This window comes from Mesorhizobium sp. P2_E6, from assembly GCF_056403835.1.
Genome location: NZ_JBFUEQ010000001.1, coordinates 1 through 11,450 on the forward strand (window position 1 = coordinate 1; position 11,450 = coordinate 11,450).

The window sequence follows — 11,450 nt, forward strand, 5'->3', positions numbered from 1 at the left end:
CTCCAACCGGCTCTACAATGGGGTGAGCGCGAACGGCCTGACGGAGATCGCGACCGGGCAGAACGTCGACATCTTCAGTATCGTGCCCTGCGGCATTCCGGGCTATCAGGCCTGGGAGGACGGCGGCAATGCGGTGCCGGCACCAGCCTCCAATGCCGACTTCTTCTACACCGTCACCGGCAAGTGCGACTTCAACAAGCGGCCCTCCGAGACGCTGCTAACGCAGTGAAGCTGCCAATCTCCCCCACGTGGGGGAGATGGCCGGCAGGCCAGAGGGGGGCGCTGTCCCGCCGACCTTGTCATTGTCGGCGATGTCCGCCCTCACTTTTCTCAGAGCGATCTGACCATCATTGCACACTGTCGCGCGGCGCCACCGTCGATCGCGCCTATGTTGGTGCTCTATGGCGCCCCCCTCTGTCCTGCCGGACATCTCCCCCACGAGGGTGGAGATCGGCTGCCGCGACCGGTTTTGCCGATCTCCAGCGTCGCAAAGGCGCTAACGACAACGATCACAAACCGGTGAGCGCTGTAACAAAGCCTCGGCCGGCGGCGAAGTGGGGACATGAGCGGCGCATCGGGGCGCCGTCACCCACGGAGCCAGCCGATGTCGCGTTCCTGCAAGTCACTCGTCGTGTCCAGCCTCGGCGCGCTCGCGCTCGCCACGTCGCTAGGTGCGGATTCACCCAGCGCCAGGTCACCTACGAGCCCTCCCTTGGCCATGACGGCCCGTTCACCCCCCAAGTGGTGGTCAATGGCCGCGCCGATGTCGTCGGCGCGGCGCCGGGCGAAATCCAGCAGCTGATCTCGAGCACCGACCGCGCCAGCGGCCCGTCGCTGTCGCTCGTCGGCGGCAAGGTCAGCATCGGCGCCGGCTCGGCGCCGGGCGGCCGGGCCGATGTCTGGGTGGTGCACTATGCCAAGGGTGTCGTCGAGGTGCCGGTGGCGCGCGGCGAAAACACCGGCCGCACCTTGCCGCACGCCAATGTCGTGCATTCGCTTGAGAAGCTCGGCAACTGGACTGGCGATGCCACCGCACTCGATGTGCCGGCCGCTTCAGGCGGGCTCAGCACCGCCGTGCTCGTCCAGTCGCCCGGCGGCGGACCGATCCTGGCCGCCGCGACCAACTAAAATTCCCTGCGCATCGTCCCGGAAAAGATCATGCGCAGACAACGACCCGCGCAACGCCGCAGCAGCGGCGCCGCGACAACCCGGCCCACCCAAAGAGGTGCGCCATCATCCCCAACCCCAAGGAGACCATCATGACGACCTTTTCCCGGATGACATCGTCGGCCCGCTTGACGCTGCCGGCACTGGCTCTCGCTTTGTGCTCGACGGCGCTGTTTGCCGGCGGCATCGCCCGCGCCGACGACGCGACCAATGCCATGAAGCCCGCCGTCAACGCCATGAAGCCGGCGACCGACGCGATGAAACCGGCCGACGCCATGGCACCCGACGCGATGAGCACGAACGCCATGAAGCCCGCGGACAACGCCATGAAGCCAGCCGCCGATGCGATGAAGCCGGCAACGGATGCCATGGCCCCGGCCAACTAGGGTTGACGCTGCTTCCGGCTTCGGTCCTGACACCAGGACCGGATCTGGACGCACGTGAAAGTGAGGCTTCGGCCGCAACTCACCCGTCGCATGATCCTCTCTTATCCAATAGACTCCACATGATGGACGTCACAGGAGCTCAGCCATGACCGACATTCGAAAACCAGTCGCCAGACGACAGTCGAATTTTGCCAGGAGCGCGCTCGCCGCGTTGGCGCTTGCCGCCGTGGGCGCCGCCTTCTGGCTGACGCCGGCGGTTTCCGCCGAGGACGCGGTGGTCATCCCGCCGCCGTCGATCGACGAGAAGGCAGCCGGCGGCAGTGAGAAGGCGATCTTCGCCGGCGGCTGCTTCTGGGGCGTGCAAGGCGTCTTCCAGCACGTCAAGGGCGTCAGCAAGGCGGTCTCCGGCTACACCGGCGGCAGCAAGGACACCGCCGTCTACGAGACCGTCGGCTCAGGCAGCACCGGACATGCCGAATCCGTCGAGATCACCTATGATCCGTCTGTCGTCACCTACGGTCAGCTGCTGCAGGTCTATTTCTCGGTCGCCCACAACCCGACCCAGCTGAATTTCCAGGGTCCCGATTCAGGCACGCAGTACCGCTCGACGATCTTTGCCGAAAACGATGCGCAAAAGAAGATTGCGCAGAGCTACATCGCCCAGCTCGACCAGGCCAAGGTGTTCCCCAAGCCGATCGTCACCACGCTGGAAACCGGCAAGACCTTCTATCCGGCCGAGAACTACCACCAGGACTTTTTGACCCTGAACCCGACCTATCCCTACATCGTCTACAACGACCTGCCCAAGGTGGCGAACCTCAAGCAGCTGTTCCCGGCGCTGTACAGCGAGAAGCCGGTGCTGGTGCTGTCGGCCAGCAACTGAGGCAGCTTTGACGAAGAGGCGTCGGCGCGACAGCGCCCCCTCTGCCCTGCCGGGCATCTCCCCCTTTGAGGGGGAGATTGGCAGTTCCGCCGTCCCGGCCACCTCACAGCGTCGACTGCGGGCGGCGGGGTCTTCAGCGATCCCACCGGTCGTAGTCTCGCCAGTCCCGCCGCATCTGCCGCGCCGGCAAGCCGATATCGTGCCTCAGATGGTCGCTTTCCGGTGGCAAGCGGCGCTTGCCCAGCAGTTGCGCGGGCAGCTCCACCGCGATCCGCCATAGACGGCCGGGCAAGGAGGGCGCGCGGCCGCTGTTTGCCATGGCCGCGACACCGGCCGGCATGTCGCCATTGCCGCCTCGAGCGATCGTATCTTCATCAGCGATAAAAGTAGGGTTCAAGAACCCTCACCTCCGTGATCTTGTCGACCGGCAGCGAGTTCATCTGGGCGGTGCTGCGGATCGCCTCCGGCGAGGGCGCGTCGTAGACGCAGAAGGTGTGCTTCTTGTCGGGCGACACGAACGACTGCACCCAGGTCACGCCTTTCTCCGCGTTGCGCATGATGACGCCGCCCAGCGCATCGGCGCCGGCTTCGTTCATCGGGACGTTGAGGCCATCCGGAAATGTACGTTCAATCAGGTAACGGGGCATGGGAGGCTTCCCTTTCCATTGCTTCACGCTCGATGTTGAGCGCGGTTGGACAAAGATCACGCTCGCAAAGGACGCGCATCGGAGCCTTTCCCTATGTTTGGCGGGACGATTCCCCATGTTAACGACGTTCAGTGCTGGAGCCACAAAGCAGATACCGAGCCGGACTATCCTGGCGGTCGAGCTGGGGTGGGTGGCGGCAACCGGGATCACCATGAGCGAATGACGATGCTTCTGGAACGGCAGCCACAGCTGGCGCAACTGGACAGCCTTCTCGCGGAAGCCGCGCGCGGCCGTGGTCACGTGGCGGCTTTGTCGGGTGAGGCGGGTGCCGGCAAGTCGGTGCTTGTCGATGCCTTCGTCAGCGGTGCCGGCCAGGAGGCGCGCATCTTCCGCAGTGCTTGCGAGGACCTGTCGATCCCCGATCCGCTCGGCCCGCTCTACGATCTTGCGCGCGAGGCGCAATGGGCGATGCCGCAGGCGGTCGACGCCCGGCAGGGACAGCGGCTGCCGCTGTTCTCCGACGCGCTGGATGTCTTCGAGGCGAGGACGGGCGCAACACTGCTGGTGATCGAGGACCTGCACTGGGCCGATGACGCGACGCTCGACTTCGTCCGCTTTCTCGGCCGTCGCATTGCCAACACCCATGTCCTGCTGCTGGTGACGGCGCGTACCGATCGCAGCGAGGGGCAGATGCGCGTGCGACGCGCGCTCGGCGAAATCCCGTCGGGCAGCGTCGCGCGCATCGACGTGCCGCTTTTGAGCGAGGCAGCGGTGCTGTCGCTCGCCGATGCGGCCGGCCGCGACGGCGATGCCATCTACCGGGCCACGGCCGGCAACGCCTTTTTCGTCACCGAACTGTTGAGCGCCGAAAATGAAACAGCGCTGCCCGCCAGCGTGCGCGATGCGGTGCTCGCGCGCGCCGAACGCCTGTCGGTTGGCGCCCGCTCGATGCTCGACGCGGTGTCGGTGTTCCCAAGACGGGCCGACGCCTGGGCCCTGCAGGGCCTCTGCGGCGTGGCCAGTGCCGGCCAGCTTGCGGAATGCGTCTCGAATGGCCTGCTGGACGATCTGGGCGACGGCTATGCCTTCCGGCACGACATCGCCCGCCGCGCCATCGAGACGATGCTGACGACAAGCCACAGAAGAGAGTTCAACCAGCGCGCCCTGACAGCGATGCTCGAAAAAGGCGACATTGCCACCGCGCGCCTGGTGCACCACGCGGTCGAGGCGCACAATCTGGAGGCGGTGCGCGAACTGGCGCCGGTCGCTGCCCGGGAGGCTTCCCGCATCGGGGCGCATCGCGATGCCGCCGGCTACTACGAAGTCGCCTTGCGACAGGCTGACGGCCTGCCCATGGAAGAGCGCGCCGGCCTCTACGAGAACTATGCCTTCGAATGCCACCTGATCGGCCGGATCGTCGAGGCCATCGAGGCTCAGCAGCAGGCGCGCGCGCTGCAGCGCGCCCTGGGCAATACGCTGAAGGAAGGCGACAGCCTCAGATGCCTGTCGCGTTTCGCCTATCTGATGGGCGACCGTGAGGCCGCCGATCTGTTCGGCGCCCAGGCGGTCGCGTTGCTGGAGACCACACTGGCGGGGCCGGAACTGGCCATGGCCTACTCCAATCTCTCGCAGCTGGCGATGCTGGCCGAAAGGCTCGACGAGACATTGTCGTTAGGCGACAAGGCGATCAGGCTCGCCGAACAGGTTGACCGGCCGGACATCGTCTGCCATGCGCTCAACAATGTCGGCGCTGCCGAACAATGGCTGGACCTGCCCAGCGCGCGGCTGCACCTTGCCCGCAGTCTCGAAATCGCGCTCGATCAGAATTTCCAGGAACACGTGGCGCGTGCCTTCACCAATTGCGCCTGCAGTGAAATGAACCAGTTGGACTACAACCAGGCTCAGTCCTTTCTCGATCGCGGCATCGACTATTGTGTCGAGAACGACCTGGCGACCTGGCGTGACTACATGCGCGGCGTGCGGGCGCAGTTGCTGCTGCGTTACGGACGATGGGACGAGGCGGCTGCCGAAGCGCTGGAAGTCGTCACCAACGACCATGCAGCCGCGTTGGTGCGCTATCCCGCACTGGTGGCTCTGGCGAAATTGCGCCTGCGCCGCGGCGATCCTTCAGCCGAGCCGCTTCTGGCGGAAATGAAGCGGTTTCTCGAAAAGGGTGCTGAGCTGCAGAGGCTGCTGCCCTATGCGGCGGTCGTCGCCGAACAGGCATGGCTGGGCGAGGCGGAAGAGGACGAGGCGCTGCGGCTGATAGACCTTGCCGAGAGCCTTTCACCGAAGCCTGCGGTCTTTGCCGAACTGGCCAGCTGGCGGCGTTTGCTGGTGCCGGCGATTGGCCCAGGCGACACGTCGGGCATGGCCGCGCCCTACCGGATGCTTCTGGAAGGCGACTGGCAAGGGGCGGCGGATTTGTGGGCCGCGATGGACGCTCCCTTCGAACGTGGGCTTGCCCTGGTTCAGGGCGATGAGGCGGGGCAGCGCTCGGCGCTCGGGATATTCGAAAACCTCGGCGCCAGGCCGGTCGCCCAGCACGTGCGCGACCTCATGCGGCGAAACGGTGTCAATCACATCGCACGGGGACCGCGCCGCACCACGCGCGCAAACAGCGCCGGGCTGACCCTGCGCCAGATGGAAGTGCTGCAACTGATCGAGCGCGGCTTCTCCAACAAGCGGATTGCCGACCACCTCGCCATTTCGCCGAAGACCGTCGACCACCACGTCTCGGCGGTTCTGGGAAAACTGGACGCCATCTCCCGTGGCGAAGCGACGGCTGCGGCACGCGACTCAGGGCTGATCTGAAGCACCGCACCTGCTTGATCTGCAGGATGGCCACTGGCGACCGGTAAGGCGTCAGTCGTAGGTCAAATCCGTAGCCTTGCCGCCGAACACCCGGTAGGCATAGAACGAATAGAAGATGATGACAGGCAGCACGACCACAGTGCCGGCCAGGATGATGGCCAGGCTTTCCGGCGCAGAGGCCGCCTGCCAGATGGTCAGCCTGTCGGGCACCACGAACGGATAGAACGACCAGGCAAGACCGGCAAAGCCGAGCGCGAAGATGGCGGCCAGCGTCAGGAACGGCGTCAGCGAATGGCGGTCGTCGGGCCTGGGCAGATGAAAGGTCTGCCGCCACAGCCACAGGAACAACAGTGCCGACAGGATCGGCAGCGGCGACAGATAGAGCATCGCGGGAAAGACGAACCATTTGTCGAAGATGCGCGGGCTGGCGAACGGCGTTGCCAGCGACACCGCGGCCATGCCGAGCGCGGTCAGCACAAGGGCGGTGCGCAACCAGCGCACGGCCTTCTTCTGCAGATCGCCCTCGGTCTTGTAGATCACCCAGGCGGCACCCATCGCCGCGTAAGCCGCCGCAAGGCAGAGCGCCACCAGCGCGCCGAACGCCACGCCGCCCGGGCCGACATCGAGGCCGAGCACATAGACGCCCAGCATATAGCCCTGCGCCAGCGAGGCGATGACCGAACCCATGAAGAAAATACGGTTCCAGCGATGCTTCTTGCCGCTCGGCACCTTGGCGCGAAAATCGAAGGCGACGCCGCGCAGGATCAGCCCGATCAGCAACACGAAAACCGGGATGTAGAGCGCGGTCAGGATGACCCCATGCGCCAGCGGGAAGGCGACCAGCAACAGGCCGACGGCCAGCACCAGCCAGGTCTCGTTGGCGTCCCAGAACGGACCGATGGCCGCGACCATCGTGTCCCGCTCGGTGTCTTCGGCGGCGGCGAACAAGATGCCGATGCCGAGATCGAAGCCGTCGAGTATGACGTAGATCAGGATGGCGAGGCCCATCAGGCCGGCGAAGATCAGGGGCAGCAGGGTTGGCCAGTCGAAGGTCATTGTCTTCTCCTCACTCGCCGGCCGCCGGCTGCGACAGGGCAGCGTTCATCACGCCCGGCAGCGGCGATGAATCGCCGTCCTTCGCCGCCTTCAGCGCCAGGTGCACCAGCACGCCGAGATAGGCGATCAGCAAAAGCACATAGAGGATGAGGTAGATGGCCAGCGTCAGCGCGACATGGCTGCCCGCCACCGGCCCGACCGCGTCGGCGGTCTTCAGCACGCCCGTCACCAGCCAGGGCTGGCGGCCGATCTCGGTGGTGTACCAGCCGGCCAGCGTCGCCAGCCAGCCCGACAGCGCCATCGGCACCATCAGCATGGCGAGCGGCCTCGGCAGGCTGTGCCGGCGCTTGAGGAAGAAGGCGGCCGACCAGGAAACCGCAAGCATCAGCAGTCCCGTGCCGACCATGATGCGGAAGCTCCAGAAGATCGGAAAGACCGGAGGATGGTTGCCTGGATAGTCGTTCAGCCCCGGCACCACGCCGCTGGTGCGGTGCCGCAGCACCAGGCTGGCGCCGTCGGGAATGGCGATCTCGAACCTGTTTTCCTTCGCCGCCTCGTCGGGCAGGGCGAAGAGCACCAGCGGCACGTTGGGGCCGGTGTTCCAGTTGGCCTCCATGGCGGCGATCTTCTGCGGCTGGTGCTCCAGCGTGTTCAGCCCGTGCTGGTCGCCGGCGAAGATCTGGATCGGGATCAGGATCGCCGCGGTGAAGACGCCGGTGCGCAGCGCCTTCCACATCGATTCCGAGCGGTCGCCATAGAGATAGCGCAGCGCCGACAGGCCGGCGATCAGGAACGACACCGTCAGGCCGGAGGCGAGCAGCATATGGACCAGCCGGTAGGGCATCGACGGGTTGAAGACGATCGCCCACCAGTCGACGGCGTGCGCGACGCCATCGCGTATCTCGAAGCCGGCCGGCGTCTGCATCCAGGAATTGAGCGCGATGATCCAGAACGCCGAGAGGGTCGTGCCGCCTGCCACCAGCACCGTCGCCAGCGTGTGGATGCGGTTGGAGACGCGGCGGAAGCCGAACAGCATGATGCCGAGGAAGGCCGCTTCGAGGAAGAAGGCGGTGAGGATCTCGTAGGCCAGCAGCGGCCCGGCAATGTTGCCGACCTTTTCCATGTAGCCCGGCCAGTTGGTGCCGAACTGGAAGCTCATGGTGACGCCTGACACCACGCCCATGGCGAAGGACAATGCGAACACCTTCACCCAGGTGAAATAGGCGCGCATCCAGGCGGAATCGTTTGTCGCGTTGTAGCGGAGCTTGAAGAACAGCAGCACCCAGCCAAGCGCAATGGTGATCGTCGGAAACAGGATGTGGAACGAAATATTCGCGCCAAATTGCATGCGCGACAGGATGAGCGGGTCCATGGTGGGCTCCGGCTGCTTCTAATGTGGCAAGAGTAAGCCCGTCGCGCCTGTCGGTCAAAGCGGCGTCCCGCCGCGAGGCGGAACGCCGCAGCGTCCGGGCAAGATGACGCATGCGCGTGCTGCTGCCGTGTCGGAACTTCCGCCGGCTCGCACTGGCCGGCCTGCACTGTCGAGAACTGTCAGCAGCGGCGTCGACTTGCGGTTGCACGCACCGACATTCAGCCTATATCAGGGGACCTCCCTCAAGCAGCCGTTTTCAGCCATGCCCTCCATCCTGTCCATTTCCGGGGTCTCCAAGACCTACGCCACCGGCTTCACCGCGCTCAAGGAAGTCAACCTCGATATCGAGCGCGGCGAGATCTTCGCGCTGCTCGGCCCCAACGGCGCCGGCAAGACGACGTTGATCTCGATCGTATGCGGCATCGTCAATCGTTCGTCGGGCACCGTCACCGTCGACGGTCACGACATCAACAGGGACTACCGCGCCGCGCGCAGCCTGATCGGCCTGGTGCCGCAGGAACTGACCATCGACGCCTTCGAGAGCGTCTGGGCGACTGTCAATTACAGCCGTGGCCTGTTCGGCAAGCCGGCCAACCCGGCCTTCGTCGAGAAGGTGCTGCGCGATCTGTCGCTATGGGAAAAGAGGGACGCCAAGGCGATTACGCTCTCGGGCGGGATGAAGCGCCGGCTAATGATCGCCAAGGCGCTGTCGCATGAGCCGCGCGTCTTGTTCCTCGACGAGCCGACCGCCGGCGTCGATGTCGAACTGCGCCAGGACATGTGGGCGATGGTGCGTCGGCTGCGCGAGGACGGCGTCACCATCATCCTCACCACCCACTATATCGAGGAAGCCGAGGCGATGGCCGACCGCGTCGGCGTCATCAACCGTGGCGAGATCATCCTGGTCGAGAACAAGGCCGAACTGATGCACAAGCTCGGCCGCAAGCGGCTGGTGATGGAGCTGCGCAGCCCGCTGATGGCCATTCCCGAAACCTTCTCGCGCTATGCGCTGGAGCTGTCGCCGGATGGCGGGCAGCTGACCTACACCTATGACAATCAGGCCGAGCGGCCGGGCGTCGCCTCGCTGATCCGCGATCTCGAGGCCGGCGGCATCCAATTCCGCGACATCGACACGCAAAACAGTTCGCTCGAGGAGATCTTCGTCAATCTGGTGAGGAGAGAGCCATGAACCTGCGTGCGGTATGGGCGATCTACCGGATGGAAATGGCGCGTGCCTTCCGCACCGTGCTGCAGAGCATCGTCTCGCCGGTCATCTCGACATCGCTCTATTTCGTCGTCTTCGGCTCAGCCATAGGCTCGCGCATCACCGAGATCGACGGCATCAGCTACGGCGCCTTCATCGTACCGGGGCTGATCATGCTGTCGCTGCTGACGCAGTCGATCTCCAACGCCTCCTTCGCCATCTACTTCCCGAAATTCGTCGGCTCGATCTACGAGCTCCTGTCGGCGCCGGTCTCCTATCTGGAGATCGTCATCGCCTATGTCGGCGGTGCGGCGACCAAGTCGATCCTGCTTGGCCTGATCATCCTGGCCACCGCCTCGCTGTTCGTCCCACTGACCATCCAGCACCCGTTCTGGATGGTTGCCTTCCTGGTGCTGACGGCGGTGACCTTCAGCCTGTTCGGTTTCATCATCGGCATCTGGGCGAAGAGCTTCGAGCAATTGCAGCTGGTGCCGCTGCTGATCATCACGCCGCTCACCTTCCTCGGCGGCAGCTTCTATTCGATCGACATGCTGCCCGGCATCTGGCGCACTGTGACGCTGTTCAACCCGGTCGTCTATTTGATCAGCGGGTTCCGCTGGAGCTTTTTCGGCAAGTCCGATGTCTCGGTCGGCGTCAGCCTCGGCATGACGATCGTCTTTCTGCTGGTCTGCATAGCGATCGTCGCCTGGATCTTCAGGACCGGTTACCGGCTAAGGAACTGACCGATTAGATCGCCTTGACCAGCCGCAGCAGCCCCAGCATCTCCACATAAGTCCCCTTGCGAAAGGCGATGTAGACCGGCTCCTCGACACCGTGGAAGCGGCGCTTGAACGCCGCCTGGCCTTGCAGGTTGAACCTGCGGCGGTTGACCCATGGCGAAGAGTAGGCGCGCTGGAAGGCATTGCGCCAGAAATCGCTTTCGGCAAACCCGCTCGGGACCACATCGAGCATCGGCGACAGGCCGAGCGTGACTACCGAGATGCCTTGCTCGCGGAAACGGTCGACGGCGAATTTGGTCAGGCCGATCTCGGCGTGCGGCGAGGCGTCGATATGCTTGCGCTTGAACGCCGTGGTGTAGCCGATCACCTTGCCGTCGCGAAACAGCGGGTCGAAGTCGAGCAGTGCGACCAGTCCGCCATCGGGGCCGTGCAGGACGAAACGGCGCATGTCGGTGCCGAGATGGTCGGCGAAGGGGCGGTTGAGAAAGCCCATCTCCCAGCGTTTGACGATGCGGTCGCCGCGCCAGTTTTCGGAAAGCCGGGCGATTTCGTCGAGATGGACAGTCCGCTTGTCCTCGTCGAACCAAAATCCCTTCTTCAACAGCCAGCGCTCGGAATAGCGCACGGTCTCGTTGCGCTTTCCGGAAAAATCATGGTCGGGCAGGTTGAGGCGGGTGTCGATGCCGAGGCGATTGATCTTGTAGCCGAGCCCGGCCAGCACCCGCGCCGTCTCCTCGCCGATCTGCACGAACCACGGGCTGCCGGCGGTTTCGACGAAGCGCCTGATGTAATCGGGCCGCAGCATTGGAGCCACCACCGGATCGCCGAGCGCGAAATGGCGCCCCATCTTGGTGCCGAAGGCGATGTAGCCGTCGGCGTCGCCGAAATAGGAAAGCTTGCCCTGCACGGCGGTCGAATAGGCAAGCGAGAAGTCACCATGGCGGCGAACAAGCGCCAGGCGCTCGACATGGGTCAGCCTCTGCCGCGCCACCTTTGGCGCGACGTCCTCAAGGATTTTGTCGAAATAGATCCGCAAGGAGGGCATGGTCGAAATTCCGCGAGCCGCCTACAGCGCCGCGCCCAGGACGCGCAAAGGTGCTGTAACACTTTGATTCTGCGCATGACCCCGGAAATCGACTCGATTTCGGGCATGCACGTGGGGGAATAGCAGAGACCCGCCA

11 protein-coding genes and 1 pseudogene are annotated in these 11,450 nt (G+C 64.7%); 7 read left to right on the top strand and 5 right to left on the bottom strand.

Translation table 11 applies throughout. From position 1 onward, the window contains the following. From AC1D08_RS00005 to msrA, 4 genes and pseudogenes are all read left to right on the top strand, one after another. Nucleotides 1–229, top strand: a pseudogene (locus AC1D08_RS00005) (TadE/TadG family type IV pilus assembly protein); the annotation flags it as partial. 290 nt (nt 230–519) lie between these two features. Further along, nucleotides 520–1,128 (top strand): DUF1223 domain-containing protein, encoded by a 609-nt coding sequence (locus AC1D08_RS00010; RefSeq protein WP_477422311.1) that lies wholly within the window; start codon nt 520–522, stop codon nt 1,126–1,128. Between the two features lie 149 nt (nt 1,129–1,277). Then, nucleotides 1,278–1,553 (top strand): hypothetical protein, encoded by a 276-nt coding sequence (locus AC1D08_RS00015; RefSeq protein ID WP_457151296.1) that lies wholly within the window; start codon nt 1,278–1,280, stop codon nt 1,551–1,553. Between the two features lie 145 nt (nt 1,554–1,698). Beyond that, nucleotides 1,699–2,436 carry a peptide-methionine (S)-S-oxide reductase MsrA gene (gene msrA / locus AC1D08_RS00020; RefSeq protein ID WP_457151293.1) on the top strand — a complete coding sequence of 246 codons (738 nt, stop codon included), beginning with the start codon at nt 1,699–1,701 and terminating at the stop codon, nt 2,434–2,436. A 133-nt stretch (nt 2,437–2,569) separates the two neighbouring features. Here the strand turns inward: msrA and AC1D08_RS00025 are convergent, their stop codons facing one another. Continuing rightward, a complete protein-coding gene (locus tag AC1D08_RS00025; protein ID WP_143748702.1) occupies nt 2,570–2,833 on the bottom strand; it encodes a hypothetical protein in 264 nt (87 codons plus the stop codon). Further along, nucleotides 2,811–3,083 carry a DUF4242 domain-containing protein gene (locus AC1D08_RS00030; RefSeq protein ID WP_095083851.1) on the bottom strand — a complete coding sequence of 91 codons (273 nt, stop codon included), beginning with the start codon at nt 3,081–3,083 and terminating at the stop codon, nt 2,811–2,813. Before AC1D08_RS00030 ends, AC1D08_RS00025 begins: the two co-directional genes overlap by 23 nt. 219 nt (nt 3,084–3,302) lie before the next feature. On the opposite strand from AC1D08_RS00030, the gene AC1D08_RS00035 reads away from it, so the two are divergent. Next, on the top strand, nt 3,303–5,897 hold the full coding sequence (locus AC1D08_RS00035) for an ATP-binding protein (protein WP_457151292.1): 2,595 nt from the start codon (nt 3,303–3,305) through the stop codon (nt 5,895–5,897). A gap of 51 nt (nt 5,898–5,948) precedes the next feature. On the opposite strand, the gene AC1D08_RS00040 is transcribed toward AC1D08_RS00035, so the two are convergent. Next, nucleotides 5,949–6,953: a cytochrome d ubiquinol oxidase subunit II gene (locus AC1D08_RS00040; RefSeq protein WP_457151291.1), complete on the bottom strand. Its 1,005-nt coding sequence runs from the start codon at nt 6,951–6,953 to the stop codon at nt 5,949–5,951. A gap of 10 nt (nt 6,954–6,963) precedes the next feature. Continuing rightward, nucleotides 6,964–8,325, bottom strand: a complete 1,362-nt coding sequence (locus AC1D08_RS00045; protein WP_457151290.1) for a cytochrome ubiquinol oxidase subunit I — start codon at nt 8,323–8,325, stop codon at nt 6,964–6,966. Between the two features lie 262 nt (nt 8,326–8,587). Between AC1D08_RS00045 and AC1D08_RS00050 the strand changes: the two genes are divergently transcribed. Both AC1D08_RS00050 and AC1D08_RS00055 read left to right on the top strand, forming a co-directional pair. Continuing rightward, complete coding sequence (locus tag AC1D08_RS00050; RefSeq protein ID WP_457151289.1) at nt 8,588–9,514, top strand: ABC transporter ATP-binding protein; 927 nt, start codon at nt 8,588–8,590, stop codon at nt 9,512–9,514. Next, nucleotides 9,511–10,272 carry an ABC transporter permease gene (locus AC1D08_RS00055; RefSeq protein WP_457151288.1) on the top strand — a complete coding sequence of 254 codons (762 nt, stop codon included), beginning with the start codon at nt 9,511–9,513 and terminating at the stop codon, nt 10,270–10,272. The genes AC1D08_RS00050 and AC1D08_RS00055 overlap by 4 nt, the downstream gene beginning before the upstream one ends. Before the next feature lie 4 nt (nt 10,273–10,276). Here AC1D08_RS00055 and AC1D08_RS00060 read toward each other — a convergent pair whose 3' ends face one another. Next, complete coding sequence (locus AC1D08_RS00060) at nt 10,277–11,314, bottom strand: phosphatidylglycerol lysyltransferase domain-containing protein (RefSeq protein WP_457151287.1); 1,038 nt, start codon at nt 11,312–11,314, stop codon at nt 10,277–10,279. Nucleotides 11,315–11,450 lie beyond the last annotated feature (136 nt).

Bases quoted from the DNA above. Each gene is read 5' to 3' on its own strand.
- AC1D08_RS00015 (WP_457151296.1), top strand. From the start codon at position 1,278: ATGACATCGTCGGCCCGCTTGACGCTGCCGGCACTGGCTCTCGCTTTG.
- msrA (WP_457151293.1), top strand. From the start codon at position 1,699: ATGACCGACATTCGAAAACCAGTCGCCAGACGACAGTCGAATTTTGCC.
- AC1D08_RS00030 (WP_095083851.1), bottom strand. From the start codon at position 3,083: ATGCCCCGTTACCTGATTGAACGTACATTTCCGGATGGCCTCAACGTC.
- AC1D08_RS00035 (WP_457151292.1), top strand. From the start codon at position 3,303: ATGACGATGCTTCTGGAACGGCAGCCACAGCTGGCGCAACTGGACAGC.
- AC1D08_RS00040 (WP_457151291.1), bottom strand. From the start codon at position 6,953: ATGACCTTCGACTGGCCAACCCTGCTGCCCCTGATCTTCGCCGGCCTG.
- AC1D08_RS00045 (WP_457151290.1), bottom strand. From the start codon at position 8,325: ATGGACCCGCTCATCCTGTCGCGCATGCAATTTGGCGCGAATATTTCG.
- AC1D08_RS00050 (WP_457151289.1), top strand. From the start codon at position 8,588: ATGCCCTCCATCCTGTCCATTTCCGGGGTCTCCAAGACCTACGCCACC.
- AC1D08_RS00055 (WP_457151288.1), top strand. From the start codon at position 9,511: ATGAACCTGCGTGCGGTATGGGCGATCTACCGGATGGAAATGGCGCGT.
- AC1D08_RS00060 (WP_457151287.1), bottom strand. From the start codon at position 11,314: ATGCCCTCCTTGCGGATCTATTTCGACAAAATCCTTGAGGACGTCGCG.